The following is a 20,885-nucleotide window of genomic DNA, read 5'->3' as shown; positions in this document are numbered from 1 at the left end:
CGGCTACAATGACCTTCACCGCTCGGGACTCGAACCCTAAAGCGTGCGCACATGCCGGGCACACAAAAATAAGGCTGTCGAGAACTTTCTCGACAGCCTGAGGGCTTAGAGAACATTCTCTAAGCCCTTTTCCTATTTTTTCTCCGTGGAAACTTCATCAAGAATTGCCGATCGGCCAGTCGAATGGCGGAGATCCTGGTGGTGAGTGCTGAATAATATCCATAAACGGTATGGTGTAAGCAAACAGGATCAGTGCTGCTGTAATAGCAATCCACAACTTCCAGTTCTCCAGCCACATAGGTGTTGCTGGTGCTTCTTCCTCCTCTTCGGCAATCGGGAACTCTTCATCCCCTTTTGGTGCGAAGAATGCCAGTTTAATAAAGATGTAAACCATCAAGCCGATGCCGATAAACAGGATTGCCCCGCCGACAGCCTGTGCCATCTGATACCAGCCCCACTCTGCTGCCTGGGCGGTTCCTCCATAGTCGGAGTAAGCGGAACGCCGTGGTGCACCAAGCAGACCTTGAATGTGCATGGAGCCTGACATGATGAGCATACCCACAGCCCACACAATGGTCTGGATAATTCCCAGCCTGTTGATGGATTCCGTCAGCCGCCTTCCAGTCAAATGTGGGATCAGCCAATAAGCAACACCGAAGAAGGTGAGAATAACGGTGGTTGCCACGGTCAGATGGAAATGCCCGGTTACCCAGATGGTATTATGGACAATGGAATTCAACTGGTGGGAGGCATTGATGATTCCCCCGGCCCCTCCTGGGATAAACGCAACCATACCGAGGAACGGAGCCAGAAAGCGGACATCCTTCCATGGAAGGTGCTTGAACCAGCCGAACAAGCCTCCAAACCCTTTGCGTCTGCCGGTTATTTCAAATGTCGCGAACATGGAAAAGGCAGTCATCAGGCTTGGAACGATCACCATGAATGTCAGCACAACCTGGACAAATTTCCATGTCGGATCAATCCCCGGCTCTGTCAGCTGATGGTGGAAACCGACTGGAATAGAGAAGAATAAGAATAGCACAAAGGATAATCTAGCAAGAGAATCACTGAATATTTTCCCACCTATGATCTTTGGAATGATTGCATACCATGCCATATAGGCAGGAAGCAGCCAGAAATAGACGAGTGGATGGCCGAAATACCAGAACAACGTACGACTGACCAATACATTGATAGTCTCTGCATATCCGAGGGACCATGGAATGAACTGAATCAGCACAGTTGCTGCGACACCAAGGGATGCAATGAACCACATGATCATATTGATGGTAACCATGAATGCCAGAAGCGGTGCCTTTTCTCCACGATGTTTCTGCTTCCATGTATACAGTTGATGCCAATTCACAAATCCGGCAATCCAGCTGCCGATGATTACGAGAGCAAGCCCGATATAAAAAGCGGGATGAGCTTTCAATGGTGCATAGAAGGTATATAATACGCTTGCTTTGCCAAGCATGATCGTAACAGCAGTAAGGATGGTGCCTGTGGTCATTGTCCAGAATGCCAGCCAAGAAACCCTCCGCTGCCTTTCCGATATGCCGACCGTCTTACCCATCAATGCATATTGGAACCCTATGATGAAGAAGGTGGTAAGTACAAGGGCAAGAATGACACCATGTACTGTCAAGACCTGATAGTAGTCGATTCCCCATGGCAGTTGAAAATGGCCGGATCGGACGAACACTTGCAGAAGTCCCATCAACCCCCCGACGAATAATGCTATGAATGCAACATACATATAGGACATATAAAGTCTTGACTCTCTTTTGGTGATGGACAAAGGTAAACGATTATCTTGCTTATATCTTTCCAGTGCTTCCAGCTCCATTATTCATACACCTCCACTGTGGCAAACATCTGATGGTGACCCGTGCCACAATACTCATTGCACACTACGGTGTATTCGCCAGGCTTATCCATGACCTCTTCCATACTGCTCACATATCCAGGTTCGACCATCATATTGATATTCGTACCTGCCAAATTAAAGCCATGGACCACATCTTTCGTCGTTACCTGAAACAGGACGGTAGAACCTTTTGGTATCCGGATATGCTTGACTGCTTTACCTTCCTCATCTGTTCCAAGATCATAATTGAAAGCAGAGGCTGCAATATTAAGGATATATTTCCCTTCCTCCACTTTGGTAAGGCCCAGATTCTCCGGTTTGAAAGCATCATGTGCCTCGATGTTTTCCGGATCGATGGTCACTCCATGGCTCTGTGGATGTGTTCCCATATAAAATGCGCCGTAACCAAGAACCACCAGAAACAGAATAAGAGCCCCCACCCCGGAGAACAGCCAAATCTTTTCATACTTGTGCAAATGCATCGCCACTCACTTCCTTTCCGTCACTTTTTACCTGCCGAGAAACAACATAAATGCCCCCACCCAGCTGATCAAGATAAACAGCCCAACTGCAGAAACCGAAATCAATGTTCCTTTCAGGCTGGGGTTTTTTTCTTCGGAAGCAGTATGTCTGACCACCTTTTTTTCTGCTTTCATTTCACTCACTCCCCTCCTTGAAGAACTCTTCTGTCCTCATTATATTAGATTTTTTCCTGTTATCTCTGTAATTGGAAGCGATTTCATTAAATAGCCAATTGTTTATGAACCTTTTTTGAAAAATTGAACATGTAGGTATAAGGAATTAGAATGATTATCAACTAGGGGAGCCAAAAGGCTGGTAATAGAAGTGGGTAACGCATGATATTTGGATAGTCGGAAGTTGTATCCCTATCCAGGGATCGGCAGGAAATAGAAAAAGCCTACGAAAAAGGTCCCTTTTCGTAGGCTTAAGTATATGGAAAAAACCCCTATCATTATTTTTGTTTTACTTTTTCCAGCATATCTTTGGTCATCTTATCCAGATCATAATCCACATGAAAGCCCCATTCCTGCTGTGCTGCTGAAGAATCGATGGAATTTGGCCAGCTGTCGGCAATTTTCTGCCGTACCGGATCCACCTCATACTTCATCTCAAATTCAGGAATATGGTTTTGGATGGACCGGGCAAAATCCTCTGGTGCTGCTGAAAATGCGGAAATATTGAATGCATTACGATGAATGAGCTTAGCCGGATCTGCTTCCATCAATTGGACTATTGCGTCCAACGCATCCGGCATATACATCATATCCATCTTTGTGCCTTTACCGATATAAGAAGTATACGACTTCTTCTTAATAGCTTCGTAATAAATTTCCACAGCATAATCCGTCGTTCCCCCCCCGGGTGGGGTGACATATGAAATCAATCCTGGAAATCGCACGCCCCTCGTATCTACACCAAAACGCTGATGATAATAGTCACAGAGCAGTTCCCCTGCAACCTTATTCACTCCATACATTGTAGTAGGCCGTTGGATAGTATCCTGTGGCGTATGGTCCTGTGGCGTCGTCGGCCCAAATGCCCCGATGGAACTTGGAGTGAAAAGTTTCAAGTCAAGCTCATGGGCAACTTCCAAGGCATTGACCAATCCCCCCATATTCAAATCCCAGGCAAATTTCGGGACAACCTCTGCTTTAGCAGAAAGGAGCGCAGCAAGATGCATGAGTGAATCTGCCTGGAATTCCTTTGCCACCTCATGCAGTCGGTCTGCATCCGTCACATCCACCTGTTCGAATGGCCCATCACCGATTCCTTCAACCGGCTCGCGGATATCCGTTGCCAGAACATTGGCTTCCCCATATGTCCGTCGCAGTTTCTGTACGAGCTCCGAACCAATCTGCCCAGCAGCCCCTGTTACTAAAATCTTTTTCATCGTCTCTCCCCTTGTTGTCTTTCTAGATCAAGCCCATCTCCCTGCCTACTTTTCCATAAGCGGCAATAGCTTCATCCAGCATTTCTTTGGTGTGTGCGGCAGTAGGCATATTCCGTACCCTTCCTGTCCCCTTCGGCACTGTTGGGAACACGATGGATTTCGCATATACCCCTTCTTCATACAAACGCTTGCTGAACTTCTGTGCGTCCTTCTCGTCCCCAATAATACATGGTGTGATCGGTGTCTCACTGTTTCCGATATCAAAACCGAGCTTCTTCAACCCTTCTTTCAGGTAGTTGCCATTTTCCCATAATCTCTCATTGAGTTCCGTACTCTCCATCAGCATATCAACTGCCTTCGTGCTGGCCGCAGCATCTGCCGGCGACACCGCTGTAGAGAACAAGAACGGACGTGACCGTACTTTCAGCCAATCAATCAGGTTTGCTTTTCCAGCGACATAACCACCGATGACCCCGATAGCTTTCGAGAGAGTTCCCATTTGCATATCCACTTTATCTTCCAAGCCGAAATGTTTAACAGTACCGGCACCTTTTCCAAGCACTCCGGACCCATGGGCATCATCCACATAGGTAATCAGATCGAACTCTTCCGCTATCTCGACGATTTCCGGCAGGAGGGCGACATCCCCATCCATGGAAAAGACACCATCGGTAATGACCATCACTTTGTTATATCGTCCGGATTCAGTCGCTTCCTTCGCTTTCTCACGAAGATCCTTCATATCTGAGTGATTGTACCGGATGATTTTCGCTTTTGACAGACGACAGCCGTCAATGATGGATGCATGGTTCAATTCATCAGAAAGGATGGCATCATTCTTATCCATCACAGCGGAGATCGCCGCCATATTGCAGTTGAAGCCAGATTGATAGGAAATTGCCGCCTCTGTACCTTTGAAGGCTGCCAGCTTTTTCTCCAACTCTATGTGAAGATCAAGAGTGCCGTTGATGGTACGCACAGCTCCTGCCCCGACTCCATGGGAATCGACCGCTTCCTTGGCAACTTCTTTCAGTGATTCATCGGTGGCCAACCCCAGATAGTTATTGGAAGAAAGGTTGATCAGGTCCTTTCCATTCAATTGGATGACCGGCCCGTTAGCCCCCTGTACTGGATCAATTTCATTATAAAGGCCCTGGTCTTTCAAGCCAGCAATATTCTCATTCAAAAAATTATCCAAAGCTTTGCTTGTCATATTCATATCCTCCTTGGAATGTAAACGCTTTACATAAATGGTACCAACAGAAAAACGTTGCATCCATATACATTCAGTTTAACACACCGCCTATCAAATGTTATCAGGTTGAAAAAGCCCGCAATAGTAAAAAAGTTATGAATCTGTCAATCTATACGGTATTTTGCTAAAAACAATAGTCATCCTGCAATTACTTTATTATACTGGGAAAAGAGAACATTTCTGGAGGATTTCAACATGAGAAGAGTATTATTGGCATTATTCATACTGATCATTTTGGTTGTCGGGATTACCGGTTACGTCGAATCGAACGACAAGCCGGTGGAAGTAATTGATGATCATCATCGTTCCACTACCATAACCTATTAACATAGCAGTCCGTTTGTTTTTAAAATGACGTTTTAATACACGAAAAAAAGGAAAGTATCGTACCAAGAGATACTTTCCTTTTATTATGGTATTGGTGTCCGATCGTAATGATGCTATTACTCTACAATTGTAACATTGACTGTTTTGCGTCCCCAGTCAAATGCTTCATCTTTTGTCGGTACATGCACATCGATACGGTTGCCTTTGATCGCACCACCGGTATCAGCTGCTGTGGCATAGCCATACCCTTCCACATATACTTCTGTACCTAGTGGAATCACGTTAGGATCCACGGCAATTACTTTAGCATTCGGATTTTCATTCAAATTGACTCCTGCTGCAGTTATTCCGGAACAGCCATAGCATCCTGCAGTATATGCAGTTGCTTCCATTGCAATGGTTTTACCTTCTGCCTCTTCGGACTTGGTTTCCTGTTGCTTCGGCTCAGCAGTTTTTGTTTCCTGCTTGGCAGGTTCATTGCTTGTTGTATTTGCCACTGCTACATCAGCGGACTGTACTTGGGCTTTACGTTCTTTCGTGCTTTCTCCGTTTACCGCAATTTCTTCACCTGTGACAATCAAATCGGATGGAAGGTCGTTCCATGCTTTCAAATCTTCTATAGATACATTATGTTCGTTACCGATCTTGCTTAATGTATCTCCCTTTTCCACTACATAGTATTCTATGTTGCCATTTTCTTCTACTTCGATTACTTGTTTAGGATGGATCACCGTAGATTTCAATTCATTTATATCAACTAACTCTTCAACTGTAGTATTATATTTATCTGCAATCTTCCAAAGGCTGTCCCCTTTTTGGACCTGATAATCTGCTGCTGAAACGGATGTTACAGCTGTACCGGCTAGAATGATACCAGCAATAGCTGCTACTAATTGTCGCATTAGTAAATTCCTCCTTTGAATTTCTGACAATGCCTATACTAGCATACGAAACGAGGCATTACAGTTACAAGGGAGTTAAGTGTATGTTACACACATCCGCTTTTATCGCCAAAATGTTACAAACGTAACAGTTTTGTAATATTACTTTGGTCCTAGTGGCTTTTATATTACAAAAGTAACGGAAAAAATTGGTTTGTAACAATTCTACCGTCTTTTAATCTAATAAATTAGGGAAAAAGAACTGTTGCAAATCTATTAATGGAAGAATGCTTCCCTTCATTTGGAAGGCTTCTAGAAGTTCTCCTTGGGAAAAGGGCTGAATCATTGATGACTCAGCCCCTCTCTTTGGTGTACTATATTCCATTTGACAAGGAGCTCTTCAAGCATAACCTATTGCTTGAAGAGCTCCAGTTTTCATCATCCACGAAACATGTCGCTCAGGGACTGGAAAAGATCCCGGAAAAAGTTGGCGACTTTCTGCCAAAAACCTTCATCCAACCCCAATTCTTCCATTTTCTCTGTTACGGTTGACGCAATATCCTCCAATTGGCTGCGCACCTGATTGAAATCGATATTCAAGTCACGCATCCGGTCGAACAGGTCGATGAGCATTTGACGATCCGCTTCACTCAAAGAAATTTCCAGGTTCTCCAGATTTTGTTGGACAATCTGCTCCACTTCTTCTCTTGTTGCGGGGTCTTGTTCAGCAATCATCTGCTTGATTTCCGTCAACAGTTCACTTACTTGTTCCTGAGAAACTTCTTCATTCTCTGCTAGGTCTGTTGCCACATTCAATTCATCATTGGCAAGTTCCATGCGTTCCTTGTCCAGTTCCGCTCCTTCTACATCATATGCCTTATAGATCCCTGTAAGTGCGGAGTGGCCGGTGACTGCTACCGGTGAAGCTACATCGACCGTTGCGTTCTCTACACCCGCTGTCAATAGGGCATTAGCGTACATCTCTGTGGTGACTTCCGTTATGTTGTCGGGGGTTACAATATTGATATCCAATCCTTCTCCACTGTCCTCGAGGGTAATCCGTGCGGAAGAATACATATTTGCGTTCGGATTGCCATTGATATATTTTGCATAATCTTCTCCACCGATATCGTACTCTTCGACTGAATCCGTCCCATCGATGCCGACCAAGTCCCTTACTTCTGTCCGTTGCTGTTCTGTCAATTTGTCTCCGTAAACCATGATGGTAGTTGAAGCAGCTCCTGCAGTGGAAGCTGTTCCAGCGGCTATCAAGAAAACCAGCATAAAAGCAACCAGCAGTTTCCCTATATATTTCATAATGTGTATACCCCTTTTCAATGTGTGGTACTTCACGTCCATTATACCTTTTTTTCAGAAAATGTGTACCTTCCATATCATGATCCATTTTCTGAGCAGAAGACTTTTGACTGTCTAGAAAATCGGGTATATTTAGGGTGACGAAATAAATTTGGCAGAAAGAAGGTCATTGTCATCATTGATCAAGAAAAAATAGTCAAACGCAATTTAGCAATCATGTGGGTTGCTAACTTTTTTGTTGCAGGAAGCATGACGATGGTTATTCCGTTCATTTCATTATATATAGAATCACTAGGAAACTTTTCCGACAGTTTTGTCCAAAGATGGTCCGGATTTACATTCGGCATCACCTTTGTGACAGCCTTCCTCTTTTCTCCTATATGGGGGAGAATCGGGGATAAATATGGCAGGAAAAAGATTCTGATTTTCTCCGCATTCGGCATTGGCCTGTCTGTTCTTTTGATGGGTTACGCCACGACGGTATGGCAGCTATTCATCTTGCGGTTTTTCATGGGGGTGGCAACCGGGTTCATCCCGATGTCCCAAGCCTTCATCTCCACTCAAACACCTCAACATGTGGCAGGGAAAGTCCTTGGCACCCTGCAGACAGGGAGTATCACCGGCTCTTTGTTCGGCCCGATGCTCGGCGGTGTCCTGGCAGATGCATTCGGCTATTCCAGTACATTTAAATGGGTATCGATCACTGTATTCTTATCCTCGCTCATTGTCATGTTCGGAATAAAAGAGATTAAGGTGAAGTTCGCTGGAGAGGAAAATGATACGACAACTTATTCCAGACGGGAAGTCATCCGGCATATCGTCACTCATCCCGTCCTGCTGGTGGTCATGTTGATGTCCACCCTTGTCCAAGTAGCTCATTTCAGTGTCCAACCGATCCTTTCCCTTTTTGTTGCAGAGATCCATGGACCTGCCAACATCGCCTTCTTTTCAGGGTTGGCCTTTTCTGCAGCCGGCCTGGGAAACCTTTTGATGACGAGAAACTGGGGTAAACTTGGAGATAGAATAGGGTATGTCAGAATACTGATTGTCCTCCTGTTCATGGCAGGAATCGTTTATTTCCCTGGCGCCTTTGTCACTAATATATGGCAGCTTGTTATTCTGAGGTTCCTCCTCGGCTCGGCTATTGGAGGCATTATACCGTTACGTGTCGCCTATATCAGGCAAGAAGCTCCCTTGTCCATGCAAGGAGAAGTGCTCGGCTACAATACCAGCCTCCGATTTCTCGGGAATATTATCGGCCCGGCAATGGGCGGCATGATCGCCGGATTCTTCGGCTTCTCCGCTGTATTTTTTGTCACCAGCGGCCTGTTGGTCTTGAGTGGTGCGCTGCTCCTTGGGGCATGGTATAAGCATGAATATGCCGGCAAGGAGTCCCGCTCGTTTTCCGCACATCGAAGTTGACGACCCAGCTGCCCGGAAATCGGGCAGCTTTTTTATTTTCCTGCTGATTCCACGAGCGTACGGAGGATATTCTCATTCTCCTGCCGATTCCTCGCGCGTCCTGCTGATATCCCATTCTCCTGCCGATTCCGCGCACGTCCGGAAGATTTCCTCATTCTCCTGCCGATTCCGCGCACGTCCGGAAGATTTCCTCATTCTCCTGCCGATTCCGCGCACGTCCGGAAGATTTCCTCATTCTCCTGCTGATTCCGCGCACGTCCGGAAGATATTCTCATTCTCCTGCCGATTCCCCACGCGTCCGGAAGATATTCTCATTCTCCTGCCGATTCCTCGCGCGTCCGGATGATATTCTCATTCTCCTGCTGATTCCGCGCACGTCCGGAAGATTTCCTCATTCTCCTGCTGATTCCGCACGCGTCCTGCTGATATCCCCGCTCTCCTGCCGATTCCCCATGCGTCCGGAAGATATTCTCATTCTCCTGCCGATTCCGCGCGCGTCCGGAAGATATCCCCGCTCTCCTGCTGATTCCTCACGCGTCACGCTGATATTATCATTCTCAAGGGTTTCTCCTGCCCCCTTGTAGGGGAATATGATGTATGAGAACTTCTGGACTGCACATGATGAATATAGGCTCGAATCATTGCTTTCCGTATGAACTTATGTTAAAACTGTCAGAGATTCTACTCTAGAAAGAAAGTGATCTTTATGGGAATCGTCGTTGTAGAAGTGTGTGACGGAAATTCCATTACGGAAATTAATATAGAAGAAATTTTGGAACAGGAATTCCCTGAAGTGGCCGTCCTGATGAATGAGTGCCTTTCATTTTGTGGCCTTTGCAGGGTTAGGCCGTATGCCCTCGTCAATAATAAACGGGTATTCGGGAATACTCCGGAAGAATGCCTGGAGAAAATCCGGGAAGAGATAAAAAAAGAACTGGCTGTGTATGAATAACAGCCAGTTCTTTTTTTATCCCTTATTTCCTGGGAAATAATTTGTCGTTTTATGCGGAACTAGAGACTTGCCCGGAAAATCTCCAATGAATCCTCTTTGGTAAGCTTCTTGAAGTTACCGAATTCCGGATTGGCAATTACCGTTTTTTCTGCCATCTCCTCGACCGTGCTTTCATCGATATCATAATCTGCCAGCTTGGAAGGAGCCCCGATTACGGTCCAGAATTTCCTCAGGTTCTCGATTCCTTCCAATGCCGCATCATAATCAGACTTGCCTTTCGGATCAACATCAAAGACACGTACAGCCAATTGCTTGAAGCGTGGAGCATTCTCTTCATTCAATACATGTTTCATCCAGTTCGGGAACAGGATGGCAAGTCCGCCGCCATGTGGAATATCATGGACTGCTGACACTGCATGCTCCAGGTTATGTGTTGCCCAGTCCCCGCGGAAGCCCATGCTGAGCATGTCGTTCAGGGCCAGGGTTCCACTTAACATGATGGTTTCCCGATACTCATAATTCTCCAAGTCATCCAGCAGTTTTGGAGCAGTTTCCATAACGGTAAGCAAGAGCGACTCACAGAAACGGTCCTGGATTGGTGTATTGGTCTCCTGATGGAAATAATGCTCCAGCACATGGGACATCATATCGACAATCCCGTAAATCGTCTGATCCTTCGGCACGGAGAAAGTGTTCTCCGGATCAAGGATGGAAAACTTCGGACTGCTGTATGGTGATCCCCATCCATGCTTTTCATTGGTTTCCCAATTCGTGATGACAGACCCACGGTTCATTTCCGACCCGGTTGCAGCAAGCGTCAGCACTGTACCGAATGGAAGAGCACCCGTCGCTTTTTCCTTTTTGGTCACAATGTCCCACATGTCTACATCTGCCTTGGCTCCCACGGCAACAGCCTTGGTGCAATCGATGGTGCTTCCTCCCCCAATGGCTAGCAGGAAGTCGATTCCTTCATTCTTACAGATTTCAACACCTTTACGTACGGTGGAAATGCGAGGATTCGGTTCCACTCCTGGGAGTTCGAATACCTCTGCGTCAATTTCTTCCAACTTAGAAAGAACGGTATCATAAATGCCGTTTCTTTTGATACTGCCTCCTCCATAGACAAGCAGGACTTTCTTTCCATACTGTTCCACTTCTTTAGGCAGGGCATCCAACTGTCCCTTGCCAAAGATGAGTCTTGTCGGGTTATGGTAAGTAAAATTATTCACCGGGAATTCCTCCTGTCTTATTTTTTATAAACGATAACATCCATTTCTACAAGAACGTCCTTTGGCAGTCGGCTGACTTCCACGGTCGCTCTGGCTGGATACGGTTCACTCAAGTAGGAGCCATAGATGTCATTGACCGTAGCAAAGTCCCCCATGGAATCCAGATAAATGGTGAACTTCACAACCTGGGTGAAATCGGCGCCTGCCTCTGTCAAAATTGCCTGCAGGTTTTCGAGTACTTGTTTGGTCTGCTGCACAATCCCCTCTACGACTTCTCCTGTCTCTGGATTGATTGGAATCTGCCCGGAAACATAGATAAAGTCTCCCGCTTCTATTGCTTGTGAATACGGTCCGATGGCAGCAGGTGCTTTCTCCGTATGTATTGCTTTGACCATAATAATTCCTCCTAGATGATGGCTTTTTTATCATCATACCATTTATAACCATTATTCTGAAGCGAGGACGTTCCGGTATGCCAATACAGACGGAACATAGTAAATATCACCGTAGCATGCGCCAATTTCCTCAGCCCCTTCTCTTAGGCAGCGGTAGTCTTCCGGGTTGGGCACCTGCTGGAACATCTCCTGGGAAAAAGCAATGGCAGCCTCCTGTGAGTATTCCTGTCCCGCTTCTTCCATATAAGAAATAAACCCTCTGCCGAAATTGTAGGATTGAACAGCCAATGGAAGATCTCCATCCGCTTCAGCCAGCACGGAGGCAAAATGACGGACGCCTTGCTGGATGGACAGCTCGGGGTCCTCAATGCAGCCTCTTTCTCCGCAATAACTTTCTGAAGACTGCATGGGATCGTTCCCCCTCCCGCCGGATTCCTGCATCATGATGGCAAGAATCACATTGACATGATCCCCTACCTCATAGTGCTCAGCATATTTTTCCACCAATGGTCTATATTGATACACTTCCTCGCTTATTTCCGGACCTTGAGAAGTCTCTGTTACCGGCTGTTCTCTTGAGACATAGGAAAGCACCAGAAACAGACTACAGAGCAGCAAGACAACTCCTCCTGTTTGTTTACATGCACGGATGATGTTTCTTTTCATTCACTTCTTTTCTCCTCTTGATAGATTAATAGAATTGCGAGTACATAACCATAGAGAACATGAGCGGAAATCCATAATAGAAACGCTGCTGGGTCCAACAATGCAGGCGTTTTTTCAGATAGGATTGTCACAGGATAATAAGCAGCACCGATCACTGTACTTCCTGCCACATATAAAACTGTTTCCCTTTCTTTATGCCAGTGGGAAAGCAAATAATGGAGAACAGGAGCAATCACCACTGAAACCATTAAATGCAGTAAAAATTCTCCCCCTTCACCAAGCTCCCAATCGGATACGAGCGGAATATAGTCGATATTCAGCAGCAAAGTATAGACAGCCTTTCCAGTGATTAGTTCGAACGATTTGAGGCAGATGCCTAGCAGAATTCCTGCTATCACGCCTGCCGCAGACCGTTTCAATAGCTTTAGCAAACAGCTCATCGCTGACCTCTACTCTGTTCTTTGAATAATTCCTTTTTCCGCCAATTCCCAAACCGATAATAAAGAAAGGCTACCAGGCTGCTAACAAGAAAGCTTGTCCCCATCCCGATGGCGATACCAATTTCTCCAAACATCCAGGAGAACAAGGCGGTCAGCGGAAAGCGCAACACCCAAAAGGATATGATGTTGAGAGCCAATACCTGGTACATCGCTCCTGCAGCACGGACGATGCCGTTCAACACAAAGTTGATCCCCAAAAAAGGGTAGCACAGAGCAATTATTTGCAGATAGACCGTTCCGAATTGTACCGCCTCTTCCTCCTGGATGAACAGCCTGACCCCATGCTCAGCAAATAGAACAACCACCAAGCCGATCAGCGTCATGATGGCAAAGTTATAAATCACACCATATTTTGCAATCTCCCTGACTCTTGATAGATGACGGACACCCAGGTTCTGTCCGGCCATACTGTTCACTGCTGTTCCGAGGGCATGAGCCGGCAGCAGCAACAAGCTATCGAGCCGCTGAGACGCACCGAAACCGGCGACGACCCCTCCTCCAAAGTTGGTTACCACACTCATAATCGCAGCCGAACCAGCAGAAATGACAGCCATCTGCAGACCTGCTGGGATTCCCAGATTCAAAATAAGCCCCACCTCTTTACGAGAAGGGAGGGTGGGTATCCGGAAAGGTGCCAGCTTTTTATAAAGCACATAGATCATTCCGTATAGAAAGGCACTGCCCTGCGCAACCACTGTTGCATATGCCGCCCCTTCCACGCCCATACCAAACCCTGAAATGAACAGCGGGTTGACAATTATATTGAGGATGACAGCGATCGTGACAAACCGCAGAGGTGTTTTACTGTCACCGAGCGCACGAAGGACAGTACTGATAAAGTTATAGCCGAATAGAAACAGAATTCCCAGGAAGTTGATCCTCAAGTACACTGTCGCTTCATCCATCATTCCTTCTGGTGTTCCCAGCAGATGAAGAAACTGCTCGGCAAATAGATAGCCCATAGATCCTAGAGCGACGGCCATTACTGTCAGAACGACTACAAAGGCATTCAAGTAACGCTCCAACCCCTGTTCACGTTCCCTGCCTTTCTGCTGCGAAAGGATGGTCAGTGCCGCATTATTCAAGCCGATCACAAAGGAAAGGACCGTAAAAATGATGGTCCCTGATACAGCAACCGCTCCTAGTGCATCTGCTCCAAGCAAATTTCCTACCCATAGACTGTCTGCAAATTGGTACGATGTCTGAAGCAGATTCGCCAGCATAATCGGACCAGAAAAATAAAAGAGCTGCTTTAATATATTTCCTTCCGTAAAATCATATTGTTTAGCCACGTAAAACCCAGCTTTCTACCATGTTATTCTGCCATTTTAGCACATAATCAGCGGCATCTCCGCCCATTTGCATGACAAAAGGACAGCCAAACTATATCTGGCTGTCCTTTGGACCATCAATCTATTAAGTTATGCTTCACTACCAGCTTCTCTAACCTTTTTATCCTGCCTGGTGAACAGTTGGATCAGAAGCAGGACGACAAAGGCACCAAGACCGATCATATCGGTGCTTCCTTCCGGATAAATCAACACCAGTCCCGTCACGACGGTAATGATCCGCTCGATCCAGTTGAGCTCCCGGTACCAGAAGCCGATCATGCCGGCTCCAATTGCCTGCATTCCGACCAAGGCACTGAATAACGACCAGGCAATCCCAGTTGCCGTCCCTTCAATCATCAGAAGCTGTGGATTCAACACAAACATATACGGGATGATATATGCGGCAATGGCAAGCTTGGAGGCATTGATCCCGGTCCGTATCGGTTCCCCTTGGGAGATCCCCGTTGCCGCAAATGCGGCCAATGCAACCGGAGGGGTGATATCGGCAACAATACCGAAATAGAATACAAACATATGCCCGGCAAGGACCGGAATGGCTACTTCCAGTTGGTCATTCAATGCCAGAATGGCAGGAAGCGCGATGGTTGACGTAATGATATAGTTGGCTGTTGTCGGAGACCCCATGCCAAGAATGATGGAAGTTACCATCGTGAAGAATAGAGTCAGCAGCAACTGCATATTCACAGATGTTGCTAAGGTTTCAGCAAGTCCTACCAGTCCATTCCCAAGCTTCAGTCCCAAACCAGTTTTTGTTACAACACCGACAATGATCCCGGCACAGGCAGTCGCTGCTGCCACGCCTAATGCTGTACGGGCACCAGACTGCAAAGCTACAATGAACCTGCTCGGCGTAATTCTGGTATCTTTACGGAACAAGCTGACCAGGATAGTGATCGCTATCCCATACAAGGCGGTTCTTTCGATACTGAAACCTTGGAACAGCATCAATACGATAGCAAGGATTGGTACAAGCAAGTGGATTTTCTTCAAGACCGAAAGCTTGCTTGGGATTTCTTCCTTTTTAAGGCCGTGAAGTCCAAGACGTTTTGCTTCAAGGTGGGTCATGATCCAAATTCCCGAGAAGTAGAGAATGGCTGGGATGGTCGCCGCTTTGGCAATCTCCCAGTAACCTACACCTGCAAATTCTATCATCAGGAATGCAGCTGCACCCATGATCGGCGGCATGATCTGTCCACCGGTAGAGGAAGCAGCCTCTACTGCACCCGCAAAGTTATTGCGGTATCCCAGTTTTTTCATCATCGGAATGGTATAAGACCCGGTAGTAACCGTATTGGCCACCGAACTTCCGGAAATCGTGCCATTCAATGCACTGGAAAAGATAGCCACCTTTGCCGGTCCCCCTGTACGGCGTCCAGCAAGTGCAATGGCGAGATCATTGAAATAGGTACCTACACCCGTCTGTACCAAGAATGCCCCGAATAATAGGAACAAGAAAATATATGTGGAAGAAACCTGCAACGGTGTACCTAAAATGCCTTCTGTGGTAAAGAACATCGAGTTGACCAGCTGCTCCAGGCTAAGTCCGCGGTGTGCCAGCATCCCCGGCATCTGTGGACCGAAAATCGCATACAGCAGGAAAGCGATCGCAATTATGGTGATAGGAAGTCCCACCGCTCTACGTGCCCCTTCCAAAACCAGCAGGATGGCAATTCCGCCAATAATCAGCTGTACCTCCGTAATGCTCCCGATTTGCTGTACCAGTGTTTCATAGTAGACGGGCCAATAGGCACAGACGACTATGGATAGGATTACAAGTATGTAATCATACCAGGGTATCCTGGTTTTTTCTGCTTTTCTTCTGGCAGGGAATAACAGAAATATCAGGGTCAAGGCGAAGCCCAAATGGACGGTTCGCTGTATATACGCTGTATATTGCCCAAATGCTCCTGTATAGATTTGGAACAAAGAAAAGGCTATCAATATGAAAAATATGACCTTGGCCATGAGGCCGGTGACATCCCTGGTGTTCGACTCTGCATCATATTTTTGAAGTAATTCTCGTTGATCATCTGTCATTTGATTCTCTGCTCTGTTGTCAGTCACTGATTTTCACTCCTTTCCAATAATCCCATAAGGAAAGCTTTTCGACCTTAAGGGTAAACCATGCACCCGGCTCAAAGTATTCATTGAACCAGACCATTTTTTCATTTTCAGAGGTGTTATCTGTAGAGGAATTCCATACCAGACGGTGTTCCGAAACGGCTTTCCCATTGCGGATATTCATGGAGGCGAAATAATTATCCAGATCTTTTACATGGTATCTGCCATTTTCATGGGAGAAGGTTGCTCCTTTCTCAGCGTTGGAAGGCATACCGATCCCAAATTCTTCATAAATGATTTCATTCTGTCTAATTTCGTACGTATCCATGACTTCATATTTCTCGACTACATCCGTTAGATGGATGGAATGGGTAAAAATGATTTGAAATGTATCTCCGGCTTCCAAGGGCAGGAAAGCTTCTATATTTTCCGTGTTTTCTTCATAGAAAACCAAGGCAGTACGTAACGGGATAAACAAAGCTGCAATAGCAGCAATCACCAGAAGACCACCAAGGATCAATGTAAGTCTATGCTTTTTCATGCTTTTATCCACCTATGTTATCCAGCGAAAGCCGAACAAATTGCTTTTTAAACCAAGGTTGTGGTCCACACCACAATCAGAAGGATCACACTTAAAAATGGCCGGCAGCCAATCCCTTCAACAAGGCTGGACAGCCGGCCATTCTTTTATCTCAGTCAGCTGGAACTATTCGCCACTGACTCCTTGTTCATCATAGTACTTCTGTGCACCTGGATGCACATCGATTCCGATACCATCCAATGCAGTTTCAGTGGTGATGAATTCTGCCTTCGCATGGGCCATGTCGCCCGTGTTTTCATAGATGGCTTTGGTAATCTCATAGACAGTGTCTTCTGGTAAGTCTTTACTGACAGCCAGCATGGCAAGCACAGCAACTGTGGTCACCTCTTCTTCCAGTCCATAAGTCCCGGCTTCGATCGTATCCTCTGCATAGTATGGATACTGATCCACAAGCTCATCTATTTTCTCCTGTTCAATCGGTACAATGGAGACATCAACAGTAGCTCCTAGGCCTTCTACAGCACCAGTCGGTGTACCTGCAGTAATGAAGGCTGCATCAATATTTCCGTCTTGAATGCCACTTGTCGACTCATCAAATGCCAGATTTTGCTCATCAATATCATCCATGCTCAATCCATGAACTTCCAGGATTTGTTCAGCGTTTACATAAGTACCCGAACCAGGCGCCCCAACGGAAACCGCCTTCCCTTCCAAGTCTTCTACGGAAGTGATGCCAGAATCCTGTGTGGTGACAATTTGTATGGTCTCAGGGTACAGGGATCCAATTGCCTGCACATTCTCCACTGGGTTGCCGTCAAAAGAGTTGATCCCTTCTACAGCGTTTGCCATTACATCTGTCTGTACGAATGCCAACTCTGCTTGGTTCTCCTGCAAGGACACTACATTATCAGCAGAGGCATTCGATGAAATGGCGTCTGTCTGAATGCCAGTTGCATCTGTAATGAGTTGTGCCATTTCCCCGCCCAATGGGTAGTATGTACCACTAGTCCCACCGGTCACCATGCTCAGAAAATCAGGAGCTTCACTGCCACCTTCTGATGATCCACCTTCACTGCCGCTTTCATTGCCGCCGTCTCCTCCGCATGCAGCAAGCACGAGAACCATCATAGAAAGCAGGATTGCAGAGAATAATAACTTATTCTTTTTCACGTAAACTCCCCCTTTTAAAAAATTATTTCATTTTGGTAGTTGTATTTTACACTGTAAACTATAAGGATGTCAAACTATTGTCACATCAATCTTTGAAACTGGCATTACTCTCCCCTAAGCTACGCATTCGTTCAAACAACATGTATCGACAAACAGGAACAAGAAAAGCCCTCCCTGATCAGGAAGGACTTTTTGACTACCCATTATTGTGCAATGGTCACATCTTTCAATTGAAGGATCTGTGTAGGTGTTTGTTCCAGCCCCTTCACTTCTTCCCTTACACCTAGCAGATATTCTGAGTGGTGTAAGAAGATCCATGGAGCATCTTCCACAATGAACTGCTGTGCTTCTGCATACAGCTCTTCACGTGTTGCCTGATCCTCTTCACGACGAGCTTCATCTAAGAGGTTATCCAGCTCTTCATGATCGGTGAAGGTACGGTTACCCGGATTACCTTGCTGGCTGGAGTGGAACAGTGGGTAAAGCCCATAATCAGCATCCCCGGTTACAGTGGTCCAACCAAGCACGAACATGTCATGCTCCCCATTCGCGGTCTGCTCAAGGTATGCACCCCACTCAAGCTGCTCTACTTCTACATCAACGCCGATTTCCGACAATTGAGCTTGAATGTTCGTTGCCGCATCAATACGCTCACGGCTGTCGTTGGTCCAGATGGTTGTCGAGAAGCCATCTTCATAACCTGCTTCAGCCAAGAGTTCCTGTGCCCGTTCTCTGTCATATTCCAAAGGCTCGAGATCTTCGTTATAGCCGAATACGTCTGGGGCTAACGGGCCGTTGGCAGGTTCCCCGACACCATCAAAAATTCCTTCAACAATCTGTTCTTTATCAATTGCCATGGAAATTGCTTGGCGGACCCGTTCATCATCAAATGGTTCCTTTTGTGTATTGAAACCGATATAGTTTGTACTTACACTTCCCTGACGGTTGACACGGACACCTTCTTCATTTTCCACCTGCGCCACATCGGATGGGCTTAGCGGATTGGAAATATGAATGTCCCCGTTCAGCAGCTCCGCAATACGTGTCTGGTCTTCTGGTACGACTCGGAAGGTAACAGAATCAAGTTGTGCTTCCCCGTCCCAATAGTCTTCATTTTTCACCAGTACGATTTCGGTTCCTGGCTCCCATTTCTCAAATTTGAAATATCCAGTACCAATTGGGTTCTCATTAATGTAGCTTCCCGGTTCTTCTCCCTCTTCCATTGCCGCGTAGTCTTCCTCAATGACAGCTGGGGAGACCATTCCGCCACCTGGATGTGCAAGGTGGGATGGCAAAGGAGAAAATGGAAACTCTGTTGTGATTCGGACCGTGTACTCGTCCACCGCTTCCACATTGGTTACCATTTCATAGAGGAACGCCCGTGGTGAAGCAACCTCAGGGTCAATGACCCTTTCTATGTTCGCTTTTACTGCTTCCGCATTGAATTCAGTTCCATCATGGAATTGAACCCCTTCCACGAGCTTGAATTCCCATACATTATCTTCAACCAGTTCCCACTCTTCTGCGAGGCCCGGCTGCAATTCCATATCCTGATTCTGTGTGACTAAAGTTTCATAGATATTAGCCTGTACATCACTGGAAGGTGTGTCATTCGAACCAGCAGGATCCAATGTTACCGCATCGGACAAGTTGGCGATCACCAGATCATTTCCGCCTGCAGCACTCTCGTCGCCGTCTGCATTCTCTTCTCCGTTGCCTTCCGAACCTGTATCTCCGCCTTCATCCGGCTCACTTGCACAAGCAGCAAGCAGAAGGCTGAGCAGCAGTGCAAAAGCCAATAGCAAGAGTGATTTCTTGGTCATTTTCATCGTTTCTTCCCCCCTGATTATCTGTAGGTAAACTAAACTAGTACACTAAATATATAATACACCTCCATAAAATACAAGATATTTTGAAACCTTTTATTTATTCAAACATTTTCTCTTCTATTATATATGTGTTATTTATTTCCCAATTTTCATAATGGCGAATTTAGGTATTTTGTAGGCATTTTTCTATTTTCCTTATGTTGTAATATGTCGATTCCGTGATATAATATTTCAAGCGCATATACCTTTTGAAATGTGTGAAAATTTAGCCGGAAAGGGAGATTTTAACTATGAGTGAACAAATTGAGACCATAGATAACCCCAAGACATCTATGAAGCCGCCAAATCCGCGCCTTCAAAACTGGGTGATCGTCTTCAATAAATTGAAAAAGAATAAAGCCGCCATGACCGGCGGATTTCTCATTTTATTTTTCTTAATTGTCGCAATAGTGGGTCCATATTTCACCCCCTATGATCCGAACACCCAAGATGTCGTCAACAAACTGGCTCCACCTTCTGCAGATAACTGGTTCGGGACCGATCATTTTGGACGTGATATCTTCTCTCGGATCATCCATGGTATGTCCATCACCTTATATGTAGGGTTCTTCTCCGTTATTCTGGGAGCGACCTTGGGAGTTTTGATCGGTGTGGTTTCAGGATATTACGGTGGCCGCATCGATACCATTCTGATGAGGCTCATGGACGTGCTACTCGCATTTCCGGGCATTCTTCTCGCCCTGGCCATTGTCAGTGCATTAGGCGGCAGCCTCTTTAACGTCATCCTAGCGGTGGCAGTTTCGTCTATCCCTGTTTTTGCCAGAATCGTAAGGGGTTCGACGCTCTCCGTCAAAAAGCTGGAATATATCGACGCCATGAAGGCATTGGGTGCTAGCGATGCACGGATCATCTTCAAGCATATCCTGCCGAATGTATCTTCTCCAATCATCGTCCAGTCGACACTCAGCATTGCAACAGCCATCTTGTCTGCAAGTGGGCTGTCCTTCCTTGGACTCGGGGCACAGCCGCCTACTCCTGAATGGGGAGCCATGCTCTCGGACGGAAGGAACTACCTGTTCAACGCGCCGCACGTAGCTACATTTCCAGGCCTTGCAATTGTAGCCGTCGTACTTGCGTTCAATATTCTCGGAGATGGGTTGAGAGATGCACTTGATCCTAAAATGAAAGACTAGTAAAGGGGGGTAA

General features: G+C 46.3%; 22 protein-coding genes. 4 read left to right on the top strand and 18 right to left on the bottom strand.

Annotated features, from left to right (window positions below; genetic code table 11):
- Positions 1-157: 157 nt before the first annotated feature.
- The 5 genes from ACFOGI_RS13350 to ACFOGI_RS13330 form a co-directional block, all read right to left on the bottom strand.
- On the bottom strand, positions 158-1,849 hold the full coding sequence (locus ACFOGI_RS13350) for a b(o/a)3-type cytochrome-c oxidase subunit 1 (protein ID WP_390273475.1): 1,692 nt from the start codon (positions 1,847-1,849) through the stop codon (positions 158-160).
- Positions 1,849-2,352, bottom strand: a complete 504-nt coding sequence (locus tag ACFOGI_RS13345) for a cytochrome c oxidase subunit II (protein ID WP_390273473.1) — start codon at positions 2,350-2,352, stop codon at positions 1,849-1,851. Before ACFOGI_RS13345 ends, ACFOGI_RS13350 begins: the two co-directional genes overlap by 1 nt.
- Positions 2,353-2,379: 27 nt before the next feature.
- Positions 2,380-2,526 (bottom strand): cytochrome c oxidase subunit 2A, encoded by a 147-nt coding sequence (locus ACFOGI_RS13340; protein ID WP_390273470.1) that lies wholly within the window; start codon positions 2,524-2,526, stop codon positions 2,380-2,382.
- Positions 2,527-2,843: 317 nt separating this feature from the next.
- On the bottom strand, positions 2,844-3,782 hold the full coding sequence (locus ACFOGI_RS13335; protein ID WP_390273468.1) for an L-threonine 3-dehydrogenase: 939 nt from the start codon (positions 3,780-3,782) through the stop codon (positions 2,844-2,846).
- 22 nt (positions 3,783-3,804) lie between these two features.
- Positions 3,805-4,995, bottom strand: coding sequence for a glycine C-acetyltransferase (locus ACFOGI_RS13330; protein ID WP_390273466.1), 1,191 nt, complete (start codon positions 4,993-4,995; stop codon positions 3,805-3,807).
- Between the two features lie 237 nt (positions 4,996-5,232).
- On the opposite strand from ACFOGI_RS13330, the gene ACFOGI_RS13325 reads away from it, so the two are divergent.
- A complete protein-coding gene (locus tag ACFOGI_RS13325; RefSeq protein ID WP_390273464.1) occupies positions 5,233-5,364 on the top strand; it encodes a hypothetical protein in 132 nt (43 codons plus the stop codon).
- Positions 5,365-5,480: 116 nt separating this feature from the next.
- On the opposite strand, the gene ACFOGI_RS13320 is transcribed toward ACFOGI_RS13325, so the two are convergent.
- Both ACFOGI_RS13320 and ACFOGI_RS13315 read right to left on the bottom strand, forming a co-directional pair.
- Positions 5,481-6,266 carry a LysM peptidoglycan-binding and 3D domain-containing protein gene (locus ACFOGI_RS13320; protein WP_390273462.1) on the bottom strand — a complete coding sequence of 262 codons (786 nt, stop codon included), beginning with the start codon at positions 6,264-6,266 and terminating at the stop codon, positions 5,481-5,483.
- 417 nt (positions 6,267-6,683) lie between these two features.
- A complete protein-coding gene (locus tag ACFOGI_RS13315) occupies positions 6,684-7,562 on the bottom strand; it encodes a DUF1002 domain-containing protein (protein ID WP_390273460.1) in 879 nt (292 codons plus the stop codon).
- Positions 7,563-7,778: 216 nt separating this feature from the next.
- Here ACFOGI_RS13315 and ACFOGI_RS13310 point away from each other — a divergent pair, with 216 nt between their 5' ends.
- Positions 7,779-8,984: an MFS transporter gene (locus ACFOGI_RS13310; protein ID WP_390273458.1), complete on the top strand. Its 1,206-nt coding sequence runs from the start codon at positions 7,779-7,781 to the stop codon at positions 8,982-8,984.
- Positions 8,985-9,056: 72 nt separating this feature from the next.
- On the opposite strand, the gene ACFOGI_RS13305 is transcribed toward ACFOGI_RS13310, so the two are convergent.
- Positions 9,057-9,179 carry a hypothetical protein gene (locus ACFOGI_RS13305; RefSeq protein WP_390273456.1) on the bottom strand — a complete coding sequence of 41 codons (123 nt, stop codon included), beginning with the start codon at positions 9,177-9,179 and terminating at the stop codon, positions 9,057-9,059.
- Between the two features lie 196 nt (positions 9,180-9,375).
- Complete coding sequence (locus ACFOGI_RS13300; RefSeq protein WP_390273454.1) at positions 9,376-9,525, bottom strand: hypothetical protein; 150 nt, start codon at positions 9,523-9,525, stop codon at positions 9,376-9,378.
- 165 nt (positions 9,526-9,690) lie between these two features.
- Here ACFOGI_RS13300 and ACFOGI_RS13295 point away from each other — a divergent pair, with 165 nt between their 5' ends.
- Positions 9,691-9,936: a DUF1450 domain-containing protein gene (locus tag ACFOGI_RS13295; RefSeq protein ID WP_390273451.1), complete on the top strand. Its 246-nt coding sequence runs from the start codon at positions 9,691-9,693 to the stop codon at positions 9,934-9,936.
- Positions 9,937-9,995: 59 nt separating this feature from the next.
- On the opposite strand, the gene ACFOGI_RS13290 is transcribed toward ACFOGI_RS13295, so the two are convergent.
- The 9 genes from ACFOGI_RS13290 to ACFOGI_RS13250 all read right to left on the bottom strand — a co-directional run bounded on the left by ACFOGI_RS13290 (position 9,996) and on the right by ACFOGI_RS13250 (position 19,679).
- Positions 9,996-11,165: an iron-containing alcohol dehydrogenase gene (locus ACFOGI_RS13290; protein ID WP_390273448.1), complete on the bottom strand. Its 1,170-nt coding sequence runs from the start codon at positions 11,163-11,165 to the stop codon at positions 9,996-9,998.
- Positions 11,166-11,182: 17 nt separating this feature from the next.
- A complete protein-coding gene (locus ACFOGI_RS13285; RefSeq protein ID WP_390273445.1) occupies positions 11,183-11,560 on the bottom strand; it encodes a RidA family protein in 378 nt (125 codons plus the stop codon).
- Between the two features lie 51 nt (positions 11,561-11,611).
- Positions 11,612-12,226, bottom strand: coding sequence for a lysozyme family protein (locus tag ACFOGI_RS13280; protein ID WP_390273443.1), 615 nt, complete (start codon positions 12,224-12,226; stop codon positions 11,612-11,614).
- Positions 12,223-12,666: a hypothetical protein gene (locus ACFOGI_RS13275; protein WP_390273441.1), complete on the bottom strand. Its 444-nt coding sequence runs from the start codon at positions 12,664-12,666 to the stop codon at positions 12,223-12,225. The genes ACFOGI_RS13280 and ACFOGI_RS13275 overlap by 4 nt, the downstream gene beginning before the upstream one ends.
- Positions 12,663-14,018: an MATE family efflux transporter gene (locus ACFOGI_RS13270; RefSeq protein WP_390273439.1), complete on the bottom strand. Its 1,356-nt coding sequence runs from the start codon at positions 14,016-14,018 to the stop codon at positions 12,663-12,665. The genes ACFOGI_RS13275 and ACFOGI_RS13270 overlap by 4 nt, the downstream gene beginning before the upstream one ends.
- Positions 14,019-14,147: 129 nt before the next feature.
- Positions 14,148-16,115, bottom strand: coding sequence for a TRAP transporter permease (locus ACFOGI_RS13265; RefSeq protein WP_390273509.1), 1,968 nt, complete (start codon positions 16,113-16,115; stop codon positions 14,148-14,150).
- A gap of 19 nt (positions 16,116-16,134) precedes the next feature.
- Complete coding sequence (locus tag ACFOGI_RS13260; RefSeq protein ID WP_390273437.1) at positions 16,135-16,680, bottom strand: DUF1850 domain-containing protein; 546 nt, start codon at positions 16,678-16,680, stop codon at positions 16,135-16,137.
- A 165-nt stretch (positions 16,681-16,845) separates the two neighbouring features.
- Positions 16,846-17,850 carry a TAXI family TRAP transporter solute-binding subunit gene (locus tag ACFOGI_RS13255; protein ID WP_390273434.1) on the bottom strand — a complete coding sequence of 335 codons (1,005 nt, stop codon included), beginning with the start codon at positions 17,848-17,850 and terminating at the stop codon, positions 16,846-16,848.
- Positions 17,851-18,053: 203 nt separating this feature from the next.
- On the bottom strand, positions 18,054-19,679 hold the full coding sequence (locus ACFOGI_RS13250; protein WP_390273431.1) for a glutathione ABC transporter substrate-binding protein: 1,626 nt from the start codon (positions 19,677-19,679) through the stop codon (positions 18,054-18,056).
- A 290-nt stretch (positions 19,680-19,969) separates the two neighbouring features.
- Between ACFOGI_RS13250 and nikC the strand changes: the two genes are divergently transcribed.
- The gene (gene nikC / locus ACFOGI_RS13245) at positions 19,970-20,872 is read left to right on the top strand and encodes a nickel transporter permease (protein ID WP_390273429.1); all 903 of its coding nucleotides are present in this window, start codon (positions 19,970-19,972) and stop codon (positions 20,870-20,872) included.
- Positions 20,873-20,885 lie beyond the last annotated feature (13 nt).

This window comes from Virgibacillus xinjiangensis, assembly GCF_042643145.1.
GTDB lineage: Bacteria > Bacillota > Bacilli > Bacillales > Amphibacillaceae > Virgibacillus_O > Virgibacillus_O xinjiangensis.
Note: the sequence above shows the minus strand (reverse complement) of the source record. Positions and strands in the feature narration are given on the sequence as shown.

Bases quoted from the DNA above. Each gene is read 5' to 3' on its own strand.
- ACFOGI_RS13330 (WP_390273466.1), bottom strand. From the start codon at position 4,995: ATGACAAGCAAAGCTTTGGATAATTTTTTGAATGAGAATATTGCTGGC.
- ACFOGI_RS13305 (WP_390273456.1), bottom strand. From the start codon at position 9,179: ATGAGGAAATCTTCCGGACGTGCGCGGAATCGGCAGGAGAATGAGGAA.
- ACFOGI_RS13285 (WP_390273445.1), bottom strand. From the start codon at position 11,560: ATGGTCAAAGCAATACATACGGAGAAAGCACCTGCTGCCATCGGACCG.
- ACFOGI_RS13260 (WP_390273437.1), bottom strand. From the start codon at position 16,680: ATGAAAAAGCATAGACTTACATTGATCCTTGGTGGTCTTCTGGTGATT.
- ACFOGI_RS13320 (WP_390273462.1), bottom strand. From the start codon at position 6,266: ATGCGACAATTAGTAGCAGCTATTGCTGGTATCATTCTAGCCGGTACA.
- ACFOGI_RS13295 (WP_390273451.1), top strand. From the start codon at position 9,691: ATGGGAATCGTCGTTGTAGAAGTGTGTGACGGAAATTCCATTACGGAA.
- ACFOGI_RS13315 (WP_390273460.1), bottom strand. From the start codon at position 7,562: ATGAAATATATAGGGAAACTGCTGGTTGCTTTTATGCTGGTTTTCTTG.
- ACFOGI_RS13345 (WP_390273473.1), bottom strand. From the start codon at position 2,352: ATGCATTTGCACAAGTATGAAAAGATTTGGCTGTTCTCCGGGGTGGGG.
- ACFOGI_RS13280 (WP_390273443.1), bottom strand. From the start codon at position 12,226: ATGAAAAGAAACATCATCCGTGCATGTAAACAAACAGGAGGAGTTGTC.
- ACFOGI_RS13250 (WP_390273431.1), bottom strand. From the start codon at position 19,679: ATGAAAATGACCAAGAAATCACTCTTGCTATTGGCTTTTGCACTGCTG.
- ACFOGI_RS13310 (WP_390273458.1), top strand. From the start codon at position 7,779: ATGTGGGTTGCTAACTTTTTTGTTGCAGGAAGCATGACGATGGTTATT.
- ACFOGI_RS13335 (WP_390273468.1), bottom strand. From the start codon at position 3,782: ATGAAAAAGATTTTAGTAACAGGGGCTGCTGGGCAGATTGGTTCGGAG.
- ACFOGI_RS13325 (WP_390273464.1), top strand. From the start codon at position 5,233: ATGAGAAGAGTATTATTGGCATTATTCATACTGATCATTTTGGTTGTC.
- ACFOGI_RS13275 (WP_390273441.1), bottom strand. From the start codon at position 12,666: ATGAGCTGTTTGCTAAAGCTATTGAAACGGTCTGCGGCAGGCGTGATA.
- ACFOGI_RS13265 (WP_390273509.1), bottom strand. From the start codon at position 16,115: ATGACAGATGATCAACGAGAATTACTTCAAAAATATGATGCAGAGTCG.
- ACFOGI_RS13350 (WP_390273475.1), bottom strand. From the start codon at position 1,849: ATGGAGCTGGAAGCACTGGAAAGATATAAGCAAGATAATCGTTTACCT.
- nikC (WP_390273429.1), top strand. From the start codon at position 19,970: ATGAGTGAACAAATTGAGACCATAGATAACCCCAAGACATCTATGAAG.
- ACFOGI_RS13340 (WP_390273470.1), bottom strand. From the start codon at position 2,526: ATGAAAGCAGAAAAAAAGGTGGTCAGACATACTGCTTCCGAAGAAAAA.